At 42.8% G+C, this 19,914-nt stretch carries 20 protein-coding genes; 15 read left to right on the top strand and 5 right to left on the bottom strand.

Translation table 11 applies throughout. From position 1 onward, the window contains the following. Positions 1-39 precede the first annotated feature (39 nt). Complete coding sequence (locus BKH46_RS06400; protein ID WP_095226006.1) at positions 40-3,057, bottom strand: DUF3971 domain-containing protein; 3,018 nt, start codon at positions 3,055-3,057, stop codon at positions 40-42. Here BKH46_RS06400 and mltG point away from each other — a divergent pair. From mltG to BKH46_RS06375, 5 genes are all read left to right on the top strand, one after another. Further along, entirely contained in the window at positions 3,017-3,943 is a 927-nt protein-coding gene (gene mltG / locus BKH46_RS06395; RefSeq protein ID WP_253248319.1) for an endolytic transglycosylase MltG, read from the top strand. The genes BKH46_RS06400 and mltG overlap by 41 nt on opposite strands. Positions 3,944-4,173: 230 nt before the next feature. After that, the gene (locus BKH46_RS06390; protein WP_095226004.1) at positions 4,174-4,488 is read left to right on the top strand and encodes a 4Fe-4S binding protein; all 315 of its coding nucleotides are present in this window, start codon (positions 4,174-4,176) and stop codon (positions 4,486-4,488) included. A gap of 31 nt (positions 4,489-4,519) precedes the next feature. Beyond that, the gene (locus BKH46_RS06385) at positions 4,520-5,647 is read left to right on the top strand and encodes a 2-oxoglutarate synthase subunit alpha (protein ID WP_095226003.1); all 1,128 of its coding nucleotides are present in this window, start codon (positions 4,520-4,522) and stop codon (positions 5,645-5,647) included. 1 nt (position 5,648) lies between these two features. After that, a complete protein-coding gene (locus BKH46_RS06380) occupies positions 5,649-6,476 on the top strand; it encodes a 2-oxoglutarate ferredoxin oxidoreductase subunit beta (protein WP_095226002.1) in 828 nt (275 codons plus the stop codon). Positions 6,477-6,478: 2 nt separating this feature from the next. Further along, positions 6,479-7,048, top strand: a complete 570-nt coding sequence (locus BKH46_RS06375; protein WP_095226001.1) for a 2-oxoacid:acceptor oxidoreductase family protein — start codon at positions 6,479-6,481, stop codon at positions 7,046-7,048. 2 nt (positions 7,049-7,050) lie between these two features. Here the strand turns inward: BKH46_RS06375 and BKH46_RS06370 are convergent, their stop codons facing one another. Continuing rightward, complete coding sequence (locus BKH46_RS06370) at positions 7,051-7,434, bottom strand: hypothetical protein (RefSeq protein WP_095226000.1); 384 nt, start codon at positions 7,432-7,434, stop codon at positions 7,051-7,053. A gap of 91 nt (positions 7,435-7,525) precedes the next feature. Here BKH46_RS06370 and lysA point away from each other — a divergent pair, with 91 nt between their 5' ends. From lysA to BKH46_RS06345, 5 genes are read left to right on the top strand one after another with little or no spacing between them, the layout of a single operon-like run. After that, positions 7,526-8,767 carry a diaminopimelate decarboxylase gene (gene lysA / locus BKH46_RS06365; RefSeq protein ID WP_095225999.1) on the top strand — a complete coding sequence of 414 codons (1,242 nt, stop codon included), beginning with the start codon at positions 7,526-7,528 and terminating at the stop codon, positions 8,765-8,767. After that, positions 8,754-9,824 carry a prephenate dehydratase gene (gene pheA, locus BKH46_RS06360; protein ID WP_095225998.1) on the top strand — a complete coding sequence of 357 codons (1,071 nt, stop codon included), beginning with the start codon at positions 8,754-8,756 and terminating at the stop codon, positions 9,822-9,824. Before lysA ends, pheA begins: the two co-directional genes overlap by 14 nt. Further along, complete coding sequence (locus tag BKH46_RS06355) at positions 9,817-10,728, top strand: phosphatidylglycerol lysyltransferase domain-containing protein (RefSeq protein WP_095225997.1); 912 nt, start codon at positions 9,817-9,819, stop codon at positions 10,726-10,728. The genes pheA and BKH46_RS06355 overlap by 8 nt, the downstream gene beginning before the upstream one ends. Next, a complete protein-coding gene (gene pabB / locus BKH46_RS06350) occupies positions 10,725-12,437 on the top strand; it encodes an aminodeoxychorismate synthase component I (RefSeq protein WP_095225996.1) in 1,713 nt (570 codons plus the stop codon). Before BKH46_RS06355 ends, pabB begins: the two co-directional genes overlap by 4 nt. Then, a complete protein-coding gene (locus BKH46_RS06345; RefSeq protein ID WP_095225995.1) occupies positions 12,419-13,012 on the top strand; it encodes an aminodeoxychorismate/anthranilate synthase component II in 594 nt (197 codons plus the stop codon). The genes pabB and BKH46_RS06345 overlap by 19 nt, the downstream gene beginning before the upstream one ends. Before the next feature lie 67 nt (positions 13,013-13,079). Here the strand turns inward: BKH46_RS06345 and gatC are convergent, their stop codons facing one another. Further along, positions 13,080-13,397, bottom strand: a complete 318-nt coding sequence (gatC, locus tag BKH46_RS06340) for an Asp-tRNA(Asn)/Glu-tRNA(Gln) amidotransferase subunit GatC (protein WP_095225994.1) — start codon at positions 13,395-13,397, stop codon at positions 13,080-13,082. Positions 13,398-13,584: 187 nt separating this feature from the next. Here gatC and BKH46_RS06335 point away from each other — a divergent pair, with 187 nt between their 5' ends. Beyond that, positions 13,585-14,955, top strand: coding sequence for a 3-deoxy-7-phosphoheptulonate synthase class II (locus tag BKH46_RS06335; protein WP_095225993.1), 1,371 nt, complete (start codon positions 13,585-13,587; stop codon positions 14,953-14,955). 267 nt (positions 14,956-15,222) lie between these two features. Continuing rightward, complete coding sequence (locus BKH46_RS06325; protein WP_095225991.1) at positions 15,223-15,453, top strand: hypothetical protein; 231 nt, start codon at positions 15,223-15,225, stop codon at positions 15,451-15,453. Between the two features lie 43 nt (positions 15,454-15,496). Here the strand turns inward: BKH46_RS06325 and BKH46_RS06320 are convergent, their stop codons facing one another. Next, positions 15,497-15,781 (bottom strand): hypothetical protein, encoded by a 285-nt coding sequence (locus BKH46_RS06320; RefSeq protein ID WP_095225990.1) that lies wholly within the window; start codon positions 15,779-15,781, stop codon positions 15,497-15,499. A 162-nt stretch (positions 15,782-15,943) separates the two neighbouring features. Between BKH46_RS06320 and BKH46_RS06315 the strand changes: the two genes are divergently transcribed. The 3 genes from BKH46_RS06315 (at position 15,944) to BKH46_RS06300 (ending at position 18,950) form a co-directional block, all read left to right on the top strand. Further along, positions 15,944-17,995 (top strand): carbon starvation CstA family protein, encoded by a 2,052-nt coding sequence (locus tag BKH46_RS06315; RefSeq protein WP_095225989.1) that lies wholly within the window; start codon positions 15,944-15,946, stop codon positions 17,993-17,995. 11 nt (positions 17,996-18,006) lie between these two features. Then, entirely contained in the window at positions 18,007-18,207 is a 201-nt protein-coding gene (kcuS, locus tag BKH46_RS06310; RefSeq protein ID WP_095225988.1) for a KCU-star family selenoprotein, read from the top strand. Positions 18,208-18,290: 83 nt separating this feature from the next. Then, positions 18,291-18,950 (top strand): outer membrane beta-barrel protein, encoded by a 660-nt coding sequence (locus BKH46_RS06300; RefSeq protein ID WP_143428921.1) that lies wholly within the window; start codon positions 18,291-18,293, stop codon positions 18,948-18,950. On the opposite strand, the gene hemB is transcribed toward BKH46_RS06300, so the two are convergent. Continuing rightward, complete coding sequence (gene hemB / locus BKH46_RS06295; protein ID WP_095225985.1) at positions 18,933-19,907, bottom strand: porphobilinogen synthase; 975 nt, start codon at positions 19,905-19,907, stop codon at positions 18,933-18,935. The two genes, BKH46_RS06300 and hemB, sit on opposite strands and share 18 nt — an antisense overlap. Positions 19,908-19,914 lie beyond the last annotated feature (7 nt).

Genomic DNA, 19,914 nt, shown 5'->3' with positions numbered 1-19,914 from the left:
TTGCTATCATTATAATATTGAATATTAAATTGATTCTTTTTATTTCATTTCGTTTTTGATTTCATTGACGATAATATCAATCGGTGTGAAAACTCTACGCAAGATATTGAACGGGGCTTTGATAGCGTCTTCTGCGAGCGTGATTTTAGTTTGAGGGTTTTCTAGGGTGCCATTGATGATGACATTTGTAGAGATTTTGCCCTCTTTGCCGAGTATGAGATAGCCCACCACAGGGATTTTATTGATAATATTGCTAAAATTTTTGATTGTAGAAATGCTGAGGTTCATATTGATTTCATCACTCCCTAGCTCGATGATACCATTGCCTAAAATATCCATCGATTGCCCAATCAAATCAATGCGTTCAAATCCAATGTATTTGGAATTGATAGCAAAGATAATGCTACCCTTTTGGATTTCATAGCCCTCTGTGCCTAGATTTGGGTTTTTGAATACAATCAAAGAGGGAATTGTATCGATGAGATTGATGAGGTTTTGCACAAGGGCAAAGTCTTTAAAAAGCGTGTTTTGTAACTTGAGCTCTCCATTAAACACTCCATCGCGATAAGCCCCTATGAGCGTGTAAAGACCGCCATTGATGATATTTTTGCGCATGACTTTGTTGATGAAATCCCCGCTGAAGTTATTGGCACGCACAAAAATATTGCCATCTAAAATATCCAGATTGAGTATGCCATTTTTATAAGTCCCATCAGCAGAAACCTTGCCATCACGCAACATTAGATTTGCATTTTCTAAGGGGATTTGGTAGTTTTTGTAAGTGATACGCGTGTTATCGACTTCAAGGGCAGTGAAATAGGGGTTGATATCGTGCAGACGCTCATATTTTTGCTTTTCGCGTATGAAACGAAATTTTTCTTCGAGCTGCTTTTGCGTGAGCTTGGGCGCAGAGGAGGGGGCAAATATCTCTTGGACAGCGGGGATTGGGCTGTTGAAAAACTCATCGAGATTGAAGTTGAGATTTTTGATAGTGATATGGTTTTGGTTGTCTTTGGCGCTGAAAGTGATATTGCGATCTGATGAGGTCGCAGAGATTTCTTCGGGAGTGATTTTCCCTGAAATGGCGATTTCATCGAGTTTTTTGCCATCTTTTTGATACAAGGGGAGGGGGAGGGCAGAGAGATAGACTTCAAAGTTGAAATGGGAGAAATCGCTTGTGGTGACATCGATACTGCCTGCTTTGATAGAGAGGTATTGCATCAAAGGAGAGAACGGATAGAGCTTACTCAAATCATTGAGTTTGAAGGTGTAGGATTGGTCTGTGATGTCCCCTTGGATCTGTAGCTCTGGGATATGCAAGGAAATAGTATCGGGATTGGAAAAATCCAGATCAAAAGAGAGCGTGGGGAGATTGTCTTGGTCAGCATAAAAGACATTTTTGGTGAATTTTTCTTTTCCTTGGGCTTTGATGGCGTCGATGATTTTTCGCTTCAACAACGCAGCTGCATTGCTTTGAGAAGTCGGAGATGGCGGGGTTTGGTAACTTTCTTTGGCTGCGATGGGTTCTGTGCTTGTGTGCGTGGTGTCTGTGTCGCTTGTGCGCGCGGGTATCAAGGGTGCTGTGGGGTTTTGGGGGTTGGGCTCTTGGGATTTTTGGGGCTCTTGGGGCTCTTGGGCGTTGAGAGGGGGCGAGTAGGGCGCAGTGTTGATATCGTTGTTGGTGCTTAGCTGGAGCTTATGGATAGCTGTGTCCATATGCAAATTGTGGGCTTTGAGGTCGAGTGTGATGTTGGTATCAAGATCGGCGATATTTTGGTATCGTGTGTGCGTGGTGTCGATATAGACATATTCATATTCGGACGTGATATCCAAAGAAATATGTGCATCTTGTGTGTATAGGGGGATATGATAGAGAGAAAAGTTGCTTTCTTGGGTATGCAGCGTCCCTTTAAGACCTATGATTGGCTCAGATTCTTGCAAAAACTGCAAAGAAAGTTCAAGGTCAGTGTGGATAGGGGATTGGACATTTTCGATAGGGAGGGTGATATTATAGGCATTGAGTAGGGCTTGGAGGGCTTGATTGTAATGGGCTGTTTGGGAGATGATTTTGACACTGAGTTTGGGCGATTCTAGTAAATGGGTCAAAAGCAGGCTTGAGCCCTCTAGGTCGGTATTGTCATATGATGGGCTTTGCATATCCATAGAGATATTTTGCTTCTCTAGCTTGATGGTGGCTTGTTTGGCAGTGATTGGCTCTAGGTTTGATTCTAAATAGACGCGAGGGTTTTTGATAGTGGCTTTCAAGCTGGCATTTTGCAAGAGGCTTGAAAGGAAGTTGTTTTTATTCAAGCTTGCTTTGATGTTGGCTGTATTGAGCTGTAGGCTTGAGAATTTGATTTTTTCAAATAGCCATTGTTTGAGTGCGGGATTTTGGATTTTTTCTACATAGGGTTCGAGGAATTGGAGGTCTTTGATTTCAGAGCTCTTTGCTTGGAGGGTGATGGTTTTGAGATTGGTGATACCTTGGAGATAGAGGAGGTTGTCTTTGGCTGCTGTGGGCGAGAGGATCAGGTTGAAATTTAGGCTTCTGTTTTGCGTGAAATACACGATATTGCCATCGGTTTGGATCCCTATGTTGCTCAAGATGAGCTTGAGTATTTTGAGCTGGATACTTTTGTCGTTATTGCTGATAGCAAAATCAGCTTGGAGGTTGGGAAATGCGATTTTGTATTGTGCGCCATCATAGATGACAGAGCCTCTGCCCTCTTTGTCTAAAATAATTTCTTTGATGGAGAGTTTTTGGAAATATGAAATCGCCCAAATGCCGTATTTGATCTTTTCAGTGAAGGACTCTATGCTGCTAGAGCTTTGCTTTTTAGAGGGTTTCAGATAGGCTGAGATATCGAGCTTGTTGATATCAAGTATCAGCTTATTGTCTAGTTTTAGATACAATGTGTCAATATTTAGCTTTCCGAGTTTTATGCTTTTGATATAAAAGCCATCGGATAAAATCTTATATCCCGTAAAGAGAAGTATCAGCACGATGAGAAAAAAAATGATAAGGCTCAGTATTTTTTTTGATACGATTTTACTCATAGCAGTGTCAGTCTTTTTTTATTTAAATGTGCCTGTGAGCTCAAGTAGCGTTATCTATATGCCACAGGGTTCTATCAAGGGGATTATAACATATTTATCTAAAAATAATTTTGACATCAATGGTTTGGATCGCTATATTTTGCGCTTGATGGGTAAGCCCCAGAGTGGGTGGATTGATATGGGAGAAACGCAGCTAACCAAGGGGGATTTTCTCTATCGCTTGACGAAATCTAAAGCAGCCCTCAAAGACCTCACGCTAATCCCTGGGGAAACGATGTATTTTTTTATCCAAGATGCGAGCAAGGTATTTGATTTAGACACGACTGCCTTGCAAGAGGCGTATGATCGGTATGCGCCTTTCCCTGATGGGGTGATTTTACCCAATACTTATAAACTCCCTTTAGGTATCAGCGCTAATTATTTGATGCAATATCTCATCACCCAATCAATGCGTAAGCACAAGGAGCTAGCTATCAAGGTTTTAGGGCGTTTTGATGAAAAGCAATGGTTCCGTTATATCACCCTTGCTTCTATCGTGCAAAAAGAAGCCGCCAATCAAGCAGAAATGCCCTTAGTGGCCGCTGTGATTTATAATCGTATCAAAGCAGGAATGCCCTTGCAGATGGACGGCTCGCTCAATTATGGGCGATACTCACACCTCAAGGTCACCCCTGAACGTATCAAAAAAGACACCACACCTTATAATACCTATAAATATCGCAGTATCCCACCTTACCCAGTAGGTAGCGTGAGTATGGAAGCGATTTTAGCTGCGATCAATCCAGCCAATGTGAAATATTTGTATTTTGTCAAAGCCCAAAATGGTCAGCATATTTTCAGCACCACCTACAAACAGCATTTGAGCCATATCAAAAAAGGCCGCTAGGTCTTTGGGGGCGTTTGGAGCTATTTTTGAACACTTAGTTTCATTAAATTTTAATTATTTTTTGCCCAAAGGGTCTTTGAAAGTATGCAACACTTTTTATATTATTTTGTGTTTTTAGCTGAATTTGATAAATTTTATTCAAAATATTATGTTACTATTTTTTGATTTGGATTGTTGCTTATTTTATCAGTTCGGATTAACAAATTAAATAGTCAATCAAAGGAGAAGAAATGTCCAATATGGTTGCGCCCAAAGATATCCCTGTATGGGTCAATGAAGATCGGTGCAAGGGTTGTGATATTTGTGTTTCTTTGTGCCCAGCAGGTGTTTTGGGTATGAAGATTGATGTCAATAAAGTCTTAGGCAAGGTCGTGAAGGTAGCCCACCCTGAGAGTTGTATCGGTTGCTTAGATTGCGAGCTCAATTGCCCTGATTTTGCCATCTATGTTGCTGATAGGAAGGAATTTAAGTTTGCAAAAGTGTCACAAGAAGCCCAGGATAGAGCACAAAAAGTTAAAGCCAATAACTTTATGTTGCTTGATTGAATCTAAAGTATCGAAAGTATAAAGGAAGATAATGCGAGAAGTTATTTCTGGTGGGAACGAATTAGTGGCGATGGCTGCTATTGATGCAGGTTGTAGGTTTTATGGTGGTTATCCGATCACGCCTTCTTCAGATATCATGCATCAAATGAGTGTGCTGCTTCCCCAGCACGGCGGGTATTTTATCCAGATGGAAGATGAAATCAGTGGGATTTCTGTGTCCCTTGGGGCGAGTATGAGTGGTGTGAAGGCCATGACAGGGAGTTCAGGGCCGGGCATATCGCTCAAAGTAGAGCAAATCGGATTGGGCTTTATGGCTGAAGTTCCGCTTGTGATTGCTGATGTAATGCGTTCAGGGCCATCTACAGGTATGCCTACACGCGTTGCACAAGGGGATATTTCATTTTTGAAACACCCCACACACGGAGATTTTAAGGCTGTAGCCCTAGCCCCGGGTAATCTAGCGGAGTCATATACAGAGGCTTTCAGAGCCTTTAACCTCGCAGAAGAGCTGATGACTCCTGTATTTTTGCTTTTAGATGAAACGATTGGGCATATGTATGGCAAGACAATGATCCCTGATTTAGAAGAAATGCAAAAAACTATCATCAATCGAAAGACCTTCACAGGCGACCCTAAAGACTATCAACCTTATGGTGTCCCAGAAAATGAGCCAGCTATTTTGAATCCCTTTTTCAAGGGCTATCGCTACCATATCACAGGCCTCCACCACGGTCCTATCGGTTTTCCTACTGAAGATGCTAAGATGGGTCAAGCACTCATCGATCGCTTATTTGGCAAGATAGAATCGCGTATTGATACCATCACCAAAAACGAAGAGCTAGACTTAGAAGACGCAGAGATTGCTATCATCGCGTATGGTTCTGTGTCTTTGGCTGTAAAGGAAGCGATGGTAGAGCTCAAGAAACAAAACGGCAAAAAAGTAGGGCTTTTCCGACCGATTACGATTTGGCCCAGCCCTCAAAAGCAGATCAAAGCCCTAGGAGAGAAGTTTGAGAAGATTTTAGTGATTGAGCTCAATAAGGGGCAGTATGTCGAGGAAATCGAGAGGATTTTGGGGCGAAAGGTGCATTTTATGGGTCAGGCAAATGGTCGCAGTATCGCACCTGCACAGATTATTTCCAAACTAAAGGAGCTTTAAGATGGCGTTCAACTATGATGAATATTTGAGAGTGGAGAAAATGCCCACTTTGTGGTGTTGGGGCTGTGGTGATGGAGTGATTTTGAAGTCGATTATCCGTGCGATTGATAGCTTGGGTTGGAATATGGATGATGTTTGTTTGGTGAGCGGGATTGGCTGTAGCGGGAGAATGAGCTCTTATGTCAATTGCAATACCTTGCATACTACGCACGGGAGGGCTGTAGCGTATGCTACGGGTATCAAAATGGCCAATCCAGACAAGCACGTCATTGTTGTATCTGGCGATGGTGATGCCCTAGCTATCGGGGGGAATCACACAATGCACGCTTGCAGACGCAATATCGATATTAATTTTGTGCTTGTCAATAACTTCATCTATGGACTGACAAATTCACAAACCTCTCCGACTACGCCCAAGGGTATGTGGACTGTTACAGCGCAATATGGCAATATTGATAATAACTTTGACCCTTGCAAGCTCGCTGATGCTGCGGGGGCGACCTTTGTGGGTAGGGAGAGTGTCTTAGAGCCCAAAAGGATTGAAAAAATGCTTGCTGAGGGTTTTGCCCATCAGGGATTTAGCTTTTTTGATATCCATAGCAATTGCCATATCAACCTAGGGCGCAAAAACAAGATGGGCGAGGCTGTGCAGACGCTGAAGTGGATCGAATCACGCACGCTCACTAAGCGCAAATACGAAGAGCTCGATGCAGACCAACAAGAGGGTAAATTCCCCACAGGTATTCTCAAGCACGACACAAGCAAGACTGAATACACACAAGCCTATAAAGAAGTGATCCAAAAAGCACAAGCAAAAGGAGGGCATTAATCATGGAAGCCCAGCTCAGATTTACAGGCGTTGGGGGACAGGGGGTTTTGCTCGCTGGTGAGATACTTGCAGAATCCAGAATCAAAGGTGGGGGCTATGGTGTGCAGGCTTCTACTTATACAAGTCAGGTCAGAGGAGGTCCCACTAAGGTTGATATTTTATTGGACCATCAAGAAATACTCTATCCTTATGCCAATGAGGGCGAGGTAGATTTTATGCTCTCGACTGCCCAAATCAGTTATAATCAATTCAAAAGCGGGGTCAAATCTGGTGGTATCGTGGTGATCGAACCCAATCTAGTGACGCCCACACCTCAAGATTACCAAAATTTTCAAATCTATAAAATCCCCATTATCACGATCGCAAAAGAAGAAGTCGGCAATGTTGTGACCCAATCAGTTGTTGCCCTAGCAGTCACTGTGACTTTCACAAAATGTGTCGATAGGGATTTGGTATTCAATACGATGATTTCTAAAGTCCCTGCTAAGGTTGTAGAACTCAATAAACTTGCCTTTGATTTGGGAGAAAAATACGCACTCAAAGCCCTGCAAGATGGCGTAAGCAAGGCATAGCCTTAGCGGATATCCATCGCGCGTTTGACGATTTTTTCAAATTCATCTCGCATATCGGGATTGAGTTCGCTGAGTCGTTTTTGCGTTTGTAAGATCAGTTTTGCATTGGTATTTTTATGCAAGCAAGCTGCAAATAAGAAATTCCTTTTTTGCGCTCTGCTGAGTTTCCAGTCTTGATAATAGGCAAAAAAATATTCGATTGCCTTACGCAAGTCTTGATAAGTGCTATACCTAGAATTGACTAAAATCATCAAAGTATCAAAATCGATCCCCTCTTCTTGGGGAGGGATTTTTGATTTTTTTTTGGTGAGCTGGATCAGGGCGATAAAAAACACGCCAAAAACAATGATAAATGAAACGATGATAAAAATCGCATTTGGATTCATTTTTCCCTCGTTTGGATTTACTATTTTTTTAAAGACTTTTTTAGCTAAAATTGTAGCCTTTTTATTATGATTCTATCAAGGATAAATAAATATGGATTTTTTTGCACTCGCACAAAAGTATCAAACGCCCTTGTATGTGTATGATTTCGATAGGATCAAGCAGCAATTTTTAGACTTCAAGCAAGCTTTTGCAGGCAGAAAATCCTTGATTTGCTATGCACTCAAAGCCAATTCCAATTTGAGTGTAGTCCATACGCTCTCTGCTTTAGAGAGTGGGGCTGATTGTGTGTCGATTGGCGAGGTGAAGCGAGCTCTTTTAGCCGGGATTAAAAATTACAGGATTATTTTTAGTGGTGTGGGTAAGTCAGATACAGAAATCAAAGAAGCACTCAAGCTTGATATTTTGTTTTTAAATGTCGAATCTGCCCAAGAGCTTGCACGGATTGAATCTGTAGCAAAAGAGCTGGATAAAAAGGCCAGAATTTCTATCCGTGTCAATCCCAATATTGACGCTAAAACCCACCCTTATATCTCTACAGGTCTGCATCAAAATAAATTTGGTGTCGATGAGCCCACTGCCTTGAAGCTTTATATGCACGCAAAAAATTCACCCTTTTTAGAGCCCGTGGGGATACATTTTCATATCGGCTCCCAGCTGACAGACCTAGCACCCCTTGCTGCAGCTACGCAAAAAATTGCCGATTTTGCCCGCTCTTTGCTCGCGCTCAAGATTGATTTGAAGTTTTTTGATATTGGTGGGGGGATTGGTATCACTTATACAAACGAAACGCCTATTGCTTCGTATGATTACGCGCAGATGGCGCTCAAAGCCCTCAAAGGTCTTGATTTAACGATTATCTGTGAGCCAGGGCGTTATATCGTAGGGGAGAGTGGTTATTTGCTCACGCAAGTTTTGTATGAAAAACACACGCAAGATAAACGCTTTGTGATTGTAGATGGTGCGATGAACGATTTAATGCGCCCAAGCTTGTATCAAGCTGTCCATAAGGCTAGGGCTTATCGCAAGGTTTTGGGGCAAAAGGAGCCTTTTCAAGAGAGTTTGTGTGATGTGGTCGGGCCTATTTGTGAGAGTGGGGATTATCTTGCAAAAGATATTGCCCTCCCACCCCTTGATTCAGGGGATTTGGTTGTGTTTGAAAATGCAGGGGCATATGGCTTTTCGATGTCTAGTAACTACAACACCCGTCCTAGGGCTGCAGAAGTGGGGATTTTAGGGGGAAAAGACAAGCTCATCAGACGCAGAGAGAGGTTTGAAGATCTCATTGCTAGCGAACTAGAGATCTTAAGAGGGGACAAAAATGAACCTAAATGACAAGCGCAGTAAAATCGATGCTATCGATGATGCAATTTTTGAACTACTCAATGAGCGCCTAGCAATCGTATCAGAAATCGGTAAAGAAAAGCTCAAGGCAGGAGCGAGTATCTATCGCCCTGAACGCGAGAAGGAAATCATCGATCGTTTGGCACAAAAAGGCTCTCAATACCTCAATACCCCTGCGATTGAAGCGATTTATCAAGAGATTTTTGCTATTTCAAGAAATTTAGAACTCCCTGAGCGCGTCGCTTATCTAGGGCCTTTAGGGAGTTACACACATCAAGCAGCCGAAGAGCGCTTTGGGGCAATGAGTATGTATCTGCCGATGACAAATATCCAATCTGTGTTTAAGGCTGTGCAATTAGGGCGTGCAAAATATGGTGTTGTGCCTTTAGAAAATAATACCAATGGTATGGTTGGGGATACGATTGATTTGCTCGCAAATTGTGAGCTTAAAATCATTGCTGAGATTATTTTGCCTATCCACCATAGCTTTGTGAGCGATTGTGAGCGTTTGGAGATGATCGAGCGCATTTATTCAAAAGATATTGCTTTTGGGCAGTGCAACGCATTTATCGAGTCCCACCACCTCCAAGACATCACGCGCATTCCTGTTGATTCCACAGCTAAGGCTGCGCAACTTGCCAAACAAGTCCCCAATTCAGCTGCGATTTGCTCAAAGATTGCAGGGAAGTTGTATCATTTGCCTGTTATGTTTGATAATATCGAAGACTCGAGCAAAAATAAAACCCGATTTGTCATCATCAGTGATTTTGCCAATCTCCCCAGTGGTAAGGACAAAACCTCTGTTTTTGCCCATCTGAAGGATTTTGAAAAATCTGGCACTCTCCTAGCTTTACTCAAAGATTTTAGCCAAAGGGGTATCAATCTCACTAAAATTGACTCGCGTCCGATAAAATCTAAGTCTGATTTTAGCTTTGGTTTTTATATTGATTTTGAAGGGCACCGAGATGATCCACATATCAAGGAGCTTTTTGAAGCATATCCCAATGAAATCAAATGGCTAGGCAGCTATGTAAAGACCGATGAGTGAGGCAGCTATGATTACATACAAACAACTATCACTAGAAGATAAGCCCTTGATAGAGAGCTATTTGTGTCAAGATTTTTTTTATCTCTCTGATGTAAGCTTTGGTAATCTTTATATTTGGCATACATCTCGAAATATTAGTTTTTGCATTGTCGCAGGATTTTTGGTGATACGCACGCAATACCCACAAGGAAAGCCTTTCTATTTTTATCCCATCGGCACAGGGGATAAGACACAATGCGTGCTTGCTTTGATAGAAGACTCTAAGGCAAGGGGGGAGAGGCTAGAATTTCGCTCCCTAGAAGCGCGCTCTGTCCAAGAGCTCACTTTGCATTTTCCTGATCTTTTCACCTTTACCCCCAATCGCGATCGCAGCGATTATGTCTATAGTATCAAAGAGCTCATCGAACTCTCAGGTCGCAAATACCATAAGAAAAAAAACCATCTCAATCAGTTTTTGCAGACTTATCCAGACTATAGCTACACTTCTATAGACCCAAGCAATGCCCCTAGAGTCTTGCAGACTTGGGAAGAGTGGTATGCATTGAATCAAGAGGGGGCGAGCGAGGGCTTGAAAAATGAAAATCTAGGTATCATCAACGCGCTCAAAAATTATCACGTCCTAGGCTTAAAGGGGGGATTTATCAGCGTGGGTGGTGTGATTGTGGCTTTTAGCTTTGGTGAGGCGATCAATCAAGAAATGGCAGTGATCCATATCGAAAAGGCAAACCCCCAATACCACGGCGCTTATCAGATTATCAACCAGCAGCTTTTAGCCCATGAATTCAGCGAATATTTGTATGCCAATCGCGAGGAGGATTTAGGGATTGAGGGCTTACGGAGGGCAAAGATGAGCTATAATCCTGTGTTTTTGGTAGAAAAATTTGAGGCTGTTTGCTTGCAATGATTTTTGGAGATAAAATCTATTCTCAGAGTCTAAAAAAGCTTATAGCCTTTGAGAAGCAGGGCTTTCAAGCAGCCCTTGATTATATCGATAAACATCGTGAATATGGCTATTTTGTCGGTTATATCCGTTATGAAGCTAAGGATATTTTTTTACAAAATGATATGCCTGCTTCTAAAATGCCGCTTTTGTATTTTGAGCATTTTGAGTGTGCGACCTCTCTGGATATAAGCTCATATCAAGAGGGTAGGCAAGAGGTGTTTTATCCAAGCATTGATTTGCAGATAGATTTTGCTACTTATGCGCAAAAAATTGCCCAAATCAAAGAAGCAATTAGAAGTGGGGATACTTATCAGACAAATTTCACCCACCCTTTGAAGCTCAAAACCCATTGTGATGCGCTTGCTATTTTTTATTCGATCCTTTCTACGCAAAATACTCCTTATAAAGCCCTGATTATCAATGAATTTGAGAGTATTTTGAGCTTTAGTCCTGAGCTTTTTTTCACCATCACAACATCTAAGTCCCATGACACCATCACGACTTGCCCAATGAAAGGCACAATCAAGCGCGGGGCTGATCCTCTTGAAGACAGAGCCCATCAAGAATTTTTACGCAATGACCCTAAAAATCGCAGTGAAAATGTGATGATTGTCGATCTTTTGCGTAATGACTTGAGTCGCATTGCCCTCAAAAATAGTGTAAATGTCAATCGACTTTTTGCTATCCAAACCCACCCCACGCTCCATCAGATGGTTTCAGAGATTTCTGCATTTATCCCCAAAAATACACCACTTTTTACGATATTTTCTGCACTTTTTCCTTGCGGGTCGATCACAGGAGCGCCCAAAAAAAGGACAATGGAGATTATAGCTGCATTAGAGGGCAGCCCTAGGGGTGTTTATTGTGGGGCGATTGGTGTGATTAGTAAGGAGCAGATGACTTGGAGTGTGCCGATCCGCACTCTGCATAAAGCACAAGAAGACAAAGAATATACTTTAAATGTAGGAGGGGGGATAGTCTGGGATAGTCGGGCGAACGAGGAGTGGGAGGAGAGCTTGCTGAAGTCCTTTTTTGTCTATCCGAAATTGGAATTTTCTTTGGTAGAAACAATGTGGGTAGAGGGCTTGGAGATTGCTGATGCGCCATTGCATTTTGAGAGGTTGAAAAATTCAGCCAAATATTTTGGTATCGCCTTTGACACGAAGCTTTTGGAGCAAAAACCCCAAAAAGATGGAATCATGAGGCTTTTACTCTCACAAGATGGGCAGATACACACCACTTACCACCCACTTTTAAGCCCCCAGAGTCAATATGTCAGACTCGCACAAAGCCCCTTAGATTATCGCAATGATTTTTTGTATCATAAAACCACGCACCGACCTTGGTATGCAAGCAGTATGGAAATGATTGCAAAGGGGCTTGTGTTTGATGTGATCCATTACAATCAAGACGGGCAGCTCACTGAGGGAGCAAGGAGCAATATCGCTTTAGAGATTGATGGGGAGATATGGACGCCACCGATTGCTTGTGGATTGCTTGGGGGGATATATCGCCAAAAAATGCTCACAAAGGGGCTTTGGAAGGAAAAGATTCTTTATATCTCTGATTTGTTTAGGGCTGATAGAATCTATTGTGCCAACTCCGTGCGCCAGTTGCATACACTCAAGTTATGCCCATCAATGAGGTCTGTATGCCCCAAACACCCCTAGCACAGAAAAATCATCAAGCACCTAAAATAGCGATGATAGACCATTATGATTCCTTCACTTACAATCTTGTTTATTATCTCCACGCCCTTTCTTGTTCTGTAGATGTTTTTGCCTATGATACCTGCACGCTCTCTATGCTTTTGCCTTATAGCCATATCATCATCGCACCTGGTTTTGGCCACCCAAAAGACGCTAAGGGCAGTTTAGAGGCCATCAGGCATTATGCTCCAACAAAAAAGATTTTAGGTGTGTGCTTGGGACATCAGTGTATTGGCGTGGTCTTTGGTGGGGAGATAGCCAGACTCACAGAGCCAATGCATGGCAAATCCAGCGTGATTGACTTGCTGCCTTGCCCGCTTTTTGCAGGGTTGGGAGATCGGCTTGAAGTGGGGCGTTATCACTCTTTGTATGTGGCTTCTTTGGGCGAGGAGCTTGTGCCTTTGGCCTTTGATAGTGCTGGGATTGTGATGGCACTCAAACATAGGGATCATGATGTCTATGGAGTGCAGTTCCACCCTGAATCTGTGCTTTCAAGGGGAGGCATGGAGTTATTGGCAAATTTCTTGCGTTTATAAAAATTTTAAAAAACGTGGGAGAAAATCGTGGAAAAAAAAGAGGGGCTAGAGTGGCTAGGGGAGGGGGCTATTCGATGATTTTTGGCACGATAAAATACCCATCTTTAGCTTCAGGGGCATTTTTGAGGACATGAGGGGGGATTGTAGGGTCGATTGCTGGGGTATCTGCACGCAAGGGCGTTGCCTTTTGTGCGTTGATTGAGTGATTGGGGTCTGCTAGTTCTTGAATTTTATCTTGTGTGTCACAAAGGGGGAGATCAGCGATATTTTCTACAAAACCCAAAATATCTTCCAAACTTTTTTTGATTGCTTCACTTTTTTGGGGATCGATTTGGATCATTCCTAGTTTTTGGAGCTTTTGGAGTAGTGGGTCATCGATAGTCATTGTTTCCTCGAAAGTTTTGTATTTTTGTTTGGGGAGATTATATCAGATTTCACCCAATGGGTCTTCAAATCAATGTGTGTTTTCCTAGTTTTGTGCTAGTTTGAGGGGGCTTATTGAAAACTTTAGGATAAAATACCCAAGATAAGCGACTACCCAAAGGGGGCAAACATATCACAAAGGAGCAAAGATGCAAAAAGAAGTGCAAACAAAAGAGTGGTTTCCGGAGTCTTGGAGAGATTTCCCTATCAAGCAGCACCCCATCTACCCCGATCAAGAAGCCCTAAAAGAAAGTGAAAAAGAGCTCAAGAGCTACCCACCATTAGTTTTTGCAGGGGAGGCTAGAAATCTCAAAGAGCGACTCAAGCAGGCCTCTTGCGGTAAGGCATTTTTGTTGCAAGGTGGGGATTGCGCGGAGTCATTTTCGCATTTTAGTGCCATCAATATCCGAGATATGTTTAAAATCATTATCCAAATGGGAGCGATTTTGACCTTTGCAGGGAGTTGCCCTATCATCAAGGTTGGGCGCTTGGCAGGGCAGTTTGCTAAACCCCGCTCTTCAGATACAGAAGAGGTTGATGGGCTCAAGCTCCCTAGCTACCGAGGTGATATGATCAATGGCATTGAATTTGACCCCACAAGCAGGATACCTGATCCCAAAAGAATGCTGAGGGCTTACCATCAGAGCGCTGCGACACTCAATCTCATACGTGCTTTTGCGCAAGGGGGCTTGGCTGATCTCAATGAAGTCCATCGCTGGAATTTGAGCTTTGTGAAAAATAATGATTTTGGCAAGAAATATGAAGAGCTAGCAGATCGTATCACCCAAACTCTAGGCTTTATGAAGGCTTGCGGTATCAGCACGCAAAATACTCCGATTTTAAAAGAAACAGAATTTTATACTAGCCATGAGGCCTTGTTATTGCATTATGAAGAGCAGTTGGTGCGTCAAGATAGCTTGAGTGGGCAGTGGTATGATTGCTCTGCGCATATGCTTTGGATTGGCGAGCGCACGAGGGAGCTTGATGGGGCACATTTAGAGTTTTTGCGCGGGGTTAAAAATCCTGTGGGGGTCAAAATCGGCCCTAATGCCACCAAAGAAGATATTTTAGGAATCTGTGATATTCTCAATCCTCAAAATGAACCCGGGCGCTTGAATCTGATTGTGCGTATGGGCGCTGAGAATATCAAAACCCGACTCCCCGCACTCTTGGGGCAGATCAATCCTGAGGGCAGAGAAATCCTTTGGAGCTGCGATCCCATGCATGGCAACACCATCAAAGCAAGCTCGGGCTATAAAACACGAGTTTTTGATAGTGTTTTGAGCGAAGTGAAAAGCTTTTTTGAAATCCATCAAGCCCAAGGCAGCCACGCAGGGGGCGTGCATTTAGAGATGACAGGGCAAGATGTGACTGAATGTGTTGGGGGCTCTCAAGCCATTACAGAAGCAGGCCTTGGCTGTAACTACAACACCCAGTGCGATCCCAGACTCAATGCGACTCAAGCGATTGAACTTGCTTTTTTGATTGCTGATATGCTCAAACACCAAAATCGCTCCTAAAGTTATGGGGGGCTTAGAATTTAGGGCTTTTAGAGTGCTTTGCTTGTTTTGTGATCTAAGATTAGAGTGCTTGAGAGCCCAAAATATGGGATTTTTAGCGGGAGTGTTTGGGATTTGGAAGTTTGTTTGATTGGGGTTATATCAATATGGGTATAATGCGAATTTTGGTCTAGGTTTGAGATCTGATGAGGACTACTTGAAATGGGACTTGTTCTCGCTTGTTCTTGATGGATTTTATACACAACGACACAACCGAAAGGAGAAAAAATGATCCGATTATTCACAGCAATACTGATAGCCTTTGTATTCAATGCGTGCGCTTCTACAACTCAAATCCCCTCCACCACCACTACCCCTGCTACCAAGTCCAAAGCACAAACAGCCCCCACGCAAGCCACTCCCACACAATCAGACCCGACACAAGCACAAGAATCTGCAGTCGATGATACACTCTACCCACCATCACCAGATACATTTTGGGAGCCTGAGCAAAAATAACCCTCTGACCTCAAAAGCACTTTAAGGGGCAGTCTGAAAGATTTCAAATATCCAAAAAATCTAAAAATCCATTGCGTTCAAGCGAGTTCAGGATCACCCAAGTGCGCCTATTAAACTCAAGTGACTTTAGGTGTGCTTGAGTGAGCCTATCAAACTCAAAGTGCGCCCCCTCCCCATCAATCTCAAGCGACCTCAAGTGATCTCGAGTGAGCCCCCTATTGACCTTAAGCGAGCTTTTAATGCCCCACTTTTTTGAGAGCTTGAAACCTTGATACAGATACCCAACTTGGATACCCATAACACAGATACGCACAACATAGACACGCATAACTTGTGATTACAGCTCTAAAAATCACTTTTGATAATGGACTAAAGTGTTACTTTATTTCCAAAAACCTTTTATTTTTGTCCCTTTAGCTTTTTGTATATGGTGCTTTTTCTTGATTTGTAGTTTATGATTAGTGTATCAAATCAAACGAAAGGAAAGATAATGAATCGTATTGTAGTTGGGGGGATTTGGGCTTTGATTGCCGTTTTGGCAGCTTGTTGCTTTGGTGTCTTGGCCTTAAATGAGGGGGAGAGTGTGAATGCGATTTGGATGGTGACAGCGAGTGTGTGTATCTATGCGATTGGGTATCGTTTTTATAGTAAGTTTATCGCTTATAAAGTGCTTGAACTCGATGACACGCGTCCCACGCCCGCACAACGTTACAATGATGGCAAGGATTATGTCCCTACTAATAAGATTGTTTTGTTTGGACATCATTTTGCAGCCATTGCTGGGGCAGGGCCATTGGTCGGGCCTATTTTGGCCGCGCAGATGGGGTATTTGCCCTCTATGATTTGGATTTTGGTCGGAGGTGTGCTAGCAGGGGCAGTGCATGATTTTGTCGTTTTGTTTATTTCTATAAGACGCAATGGCAAGTCTTTGGGCGAGATGATTAAAGATGAAATGGGGCATTTCACTGGGGCTTTTGCGATGTTGGGAATTTTTGGCATTATGTTGATTATCATTGCGATTTTAGCCATGGTGGTAGTGAAGGCGTTGGCTGATAGTCCTTGGGGATTTTTCACGATAGCAATGACAATCCCTATTGCAATTTTTATGGGCGTGTATATGCGTTTTATCCGACCTGGCAGAGTAGGGGAGGCTTCTATCATCGGCTTTGTGCTCTTGATGGGGGCTTTGTATTATGGCAGTCATATTGCTGCAGATCCTTATATGGCGAGTTTGCTGACCTTTGATGCGCCCACTTTGGCTGTGATTGTGATTATTTATGGCTTTATTGCTTCGATTTTGCCAGTGTGGTTTTTGCTCGCCCCACGCGATTATTTGAGCACTTTTCTTAAAATCGGAGTTATTTTGTGTATGGCATTGGCTATCATTGTTGTCGCCCCGCCTTTGCAAATGCCTAAAATCACTCAATATATTGATGGCAGTGGGCCTGTGTTTGCAGGGAGTCTTTTTCCTTTTTTATTCATCACAATCGCTTGTGGGGCTATCAGTGGTTTCCATGCGCTCATTTCCTCTGGCACTACACCTAAGATGATCGAGAAGGAATCACATGCGCGTATGGTTGGCTATGGCTCAATGATTATGGAATCAGCAGTGGCGATTATGGCACTCATTGCAGCCTCTATCTTGCACCCAGGGCTATATTTTGCTATCAACTCTCCAGCCATCACGATTGGCACAGATATCGTTCAAGTAGCCCATACCATCAGCTCTTGGGGCTTTACTATCAGTCCAGAAGAGATCCAAACACTCACACATAACATTGGCGAAGAAACGATTTTGAGCCGCACAGGTGGTGCGCCGACCTTTGCTATCGGGCTGGCTTTGATTATCCATCAGATTATTGGCGGTCCTGAGATGATGGCGTTTTGGTATCATTTTGCGATTTTATTTGAAGCGCTTTTTATCCTCACAGCTGTTGATGCAGGCACACGCACTTGCCGTTTCATGGTCCAAGATATTTTGGGTAATGTCTATAAGCCATTAGCAAACACGCATTCATATACTGCAGGTATCATCGCGACAGCTATTTGTGTGGCAGGTTGGGGGTATTTCCTCTATCAAGGGGCGATTGACCCTAAAGGCGGGATCTATTCACTCTGGTCGCTTTTTGGCGTGAGTAATCAAATGCTAGCAGCTATGGCACTGCTTTTGGTGACAGCGATTTTAATCAAGATGGGTAAGGGGCGTTATGTATGGGTTTCTGCCTTGCCTGCGGCGTTTGTCCTTGTTGCGACATTTTATGGAGGTATCCAAAAAGTCTTGCCTGCTAGTGGGGATAAAATCGCAGATAGTATCAGCCATATTGCAACAGCACAGATTTTGAGCGCTAAACTAGAAACTATCACCGACCCAACAGCCCTCACTCTAGCAAAGAACTCTATCCGAAGCAATATCATCAATGCGATTTTGTGCGTGTTTTTTATGCTAGTGACTTTGTTGGTGGTGTTTGCTTGTATCAGGATTGCGTGGGGGCATTGGCAGTCCCATCGCATTTCCCCGCCTTTAGGGTCTGTTAGGATTTAGGGGGTTTGGTAATGGGTGTTTGGGGTAAGGTCACTTATTTTTATAGACGCCAAGAGCGATTTTGGCATCTATTGGTGGGATTGCCTAGCTATGATAGATATTTAGAGCATATGGCTAAAAACCACCCTGATAAGATCCCCAAAACCCGAAAAGAATTTTTTATCGAGGTGCAAGAAGCCCGTTATGGGAGCAATGGCACAAAAAAATGCTGATAGAGCCAAAAGAGTATCGGAGATACTAGACAAGCAGAGGCTTTATATTTTGAGGGCTTTTTGTTATAATGCCTTGGATATAGATGTGTATATATTTAGAGGTATTGATGGTTGGTGTGAAAAATATTTTATCTATAATGATACTTGTTATTGTTATGCATAACTTTGTATCTGCTGATGGGCTCAAGCTTCTTGTTGGGGTGGATACGCAAAATACTGATAGTGTCTATCGGTCAAGATTGACCAAAGGGAAATTAGAGCGAGAAAATAATGAATTTTATGGCTATGAGGGTTATATCGGAGGGAAGCTGGGATTAGAATATTTTTTGAGTCGTAGAAATGGTGTGCGTGTGAGTATTGGCGTGGGATATATGAATATGCGTTTGCTTGATAAGCGCAATCAATTTGTTTTGTATTCAGGTGTTGGGGTCAAGACTGAAGCTGATTATTTATTCAATTATTATTGTGGGGAGCGATTTAATTTTGGAGCTTTTGTGGGTGCAAGCTATATGAATTCTTATCACACAAAAAAGAGCGAGCATATTTTGATCCATCAGCTATTAGCGATTTTGGGCGTGAATATGACGATTGATTCCAAACATCGCTTGGAGCTTACAATGGGTGTGCCATTTTTTTCTCAAGGGTTTTATAGCTCAGATTTATACAAAAATATTGCCATCAATAAGGGCTTTAACAGCTTTTATTATGGCTTTTCATATGCGTTTTTATTTGCCTTGCAATAGCGTGGCAACTTCTTTGGCGTGGTAACTGATGATGATATCTGCCCCTGAGCGCTTGAAAGCTATCATTGTTTCTAGCATTACTTTTTCATAATCGATAATGCCAGCTTTTTGGGCTGCTTTGAGCATTGCGTATTCTCCACTGACATTATAAACAGCAAGAGGGAGGAGCGTTTGCTCACGGATATCCCGCACAATATCCAGATAAGCCAAAGCGGGCTTGACCATCAAAATATCTGCCCCCTCTGCTTCATCATTAAGACTCTCAAGTATGGCCTCTCTGCGATTAGCGGGGTCTTCTTGGTAGCTTCTTCGATCGCCAAAGCTCGGAGTGGATTGTGCAACTTCTCTGAAAGGTCCATAATAAGCGCTAGCAAACTTAGTCGAATAGCTCATGATAGGGATATGGCTAAATCCTGCGCGATCGAGCTGGGTTCTGATGGTTACGACCATGCCATCCATCATTGTGCTAGGCGCGATGACATCAGCACCACTTTTGCATAAAACAATCGCTTGTTGGGCGAGTATCTCTAAGGTCGCATCATTATCAACGCTATGCAATACAGGGTCGATGATACCACAATGCCCGTGGTCTGTGTATTCACAAAAGCACAAATCTGCTGTGATAGTCATTTCAGGGTGCTTTGCCTTGATAGCCCTAATACTTTTGGCGATGATCCCTTGATCGCTCAAAGCCTCACTCCCGCAGGCGTCTTTATGTGATGGGATTCCAAAAAGCAAGATATGATAAATCCCAAGATTTTTAAGCACTTGGCACTCACAGAGGATTTTATCGATACTCATTTGATACACACCGGGCATTGAAGTAATTTCATTTTGGATACCATCGCCCTCAACGATAAATAGCGGATAGATAAAATCATTTATATCCAGTCGGGTTTCTCTGACAAGCTCTCTTAAGTTGGGTTTGAGGCGCAAACGACGCAGTCTTCTAAACATTTTCACT

The organism is Helicobacter sp. 12S02634-8 (assembly GCF_002272865.1).
GTDB lineage: Bacteria > Campylobacterota > Campylobacteria > Campylobacterales > Helicobacteraceae > Helicobacter_J.
This window is presented reverse-complemented; position numbering and strand designations above follow the sequence as displayed.

Excerpts from the sequence above, each read along its gene's own strand:
- mltG (WP_253248319.1), top strand. The coding sequence starts at position 3,017 with ATGATAAGGCTCAGTATTTTTTTTGATACGATTTTACTCATAGCAGTG.
- BKH46_RS06400 (WP_095226006.1), bottom strand. The coding sequence starts at position 3,057 with ATGAGTAAAATCGTATCAAAAAAAATACTGAGCCTTATCATTTTTTTT.
- BKH46_RS06390 (WP_095226004.1), top strand. The coding sequence starts at position 4,174 with ATGTCCAATATGGTTGCGCCCAAAGATATCCCTGTATGGGTCAATGAA.
- BKH46_RS06385 (WP_095226003.1), top strand. The coding sequence starts at position 4,520 with ATGCGAGAAGTTATTTCTGGTGGGAACGAATTAGTGGCGATGGCTGCT.
- BKH46_RS06380 (WP_095226002.1), top strand. The coding sequence starts at position 5,649 with ATGGCGTTCAACTATGATGAATATTTGAGAGTGGAGAAAATGCCCACT.
- BKH46_RS06375 (WP_095226001.1), top strand. The coding sequence starts at position 6,479 with ATGGAAGCCCAGCTCAGATTTACAGGCGTTGGGGGACAGGGGGTTTTG.
- BKH46_RS06370 (WP_095226000.1), bottom strand. The coding sequence starts at position 7,434 with ATGAATCCAAATGCGATTTTTATCATCGTTTCATTTATCATTGTTTTT.
- lysA (WP_095225999.1), top strand. The coding sequence starts at position 7,526 with ATGGATTTTTTTGCACTCGCACAAAAGTATCAAACGCCCTTGTATGTG.
- pheA (WP_095225998.1), top strand. The coding sequence starts at position 8,754 with ATGAACCTAAATGACAAGCGCAGTAAAATCGATGCTATCGATGATGCA.
- BKH46_RS06355 (WP_095225997.1), top strand. The coding sequence starts at position 9,817 with ATGAGTGAGGCAGCTATGATTACATACAAACAACTATCACTAGAAGAT.
- pabB (WP_095225996.1), top strand. The coding sequence starts at position 10,725 with ATGATTTTTGGAGATAAAATCTATTCTCAGAGTCTAAAAAAGCTTATA.
- BKH46_RS06345 (WP_095225995.1), top strand. The coding sequence starts at position 12,419 with ATGCCCCAAACACCCCTAGCACAGAAAAATCATCAAGCACCTAAAATA.
- gatC (WP_095225994.1), bottom strand. The coding sequence starts at position 13,397 with ATGACTATCGATGACCCACTACTCCAAAAGCTCCAAAAACTAGGAATG.
- BKH46_RS06335 (WP_095225993.1), top strand. The coding sequence starts at position 13,585 with ATGCAAAAAGAAGTGCAAACAAAAGAGTGGTTTCCGGAGTCTTGGAGA.
- BKH46_RS06325 (WP_095225991.1), top strand. The coding sequence starts at position 15,223 with ATGATCCGATTATTCACAGCAATACTGATAGCCTTTGTATTCAATGCG.
- BKH46_RS06320 (WP_095225990.1), bottom strand. The coding sequence starts at position 15,781 with ATGCGTGTCTATGTTGTGCGTATCTGTGTTATGGGTATCCAAGTTGGG.
- BKH46_RS06315 (WP_095225989.1), top strand. The coding sequence starts at position 15,944 with ATGAATCGTATTGTAGTTGGGGGGATTTGGGCTTTGATTGCCGTTTTG.
- kcuS (WP_095225988.1), top strand. The coding sequence starts at position 18,007 with ATGGGTGTTTGGGGTAAGGTCACTTATTTTTATAGACGCCAAGAGCGA.
- BKH46_RS06300 (WP_143428921.1), top strand. The coding sequence starts at position 18,291 with ATGTGTATATATTTAGAGGTATTGATGGTTGGTGTGAAAAATATTTTA.
- hemB (WP_095225985.1), bottom strand. The coding sequence starts at position 19,907 with ATGTTTAGAAGACTGCGTCGTTTGCGCCTCAAACCCAACTTAAGAGAG.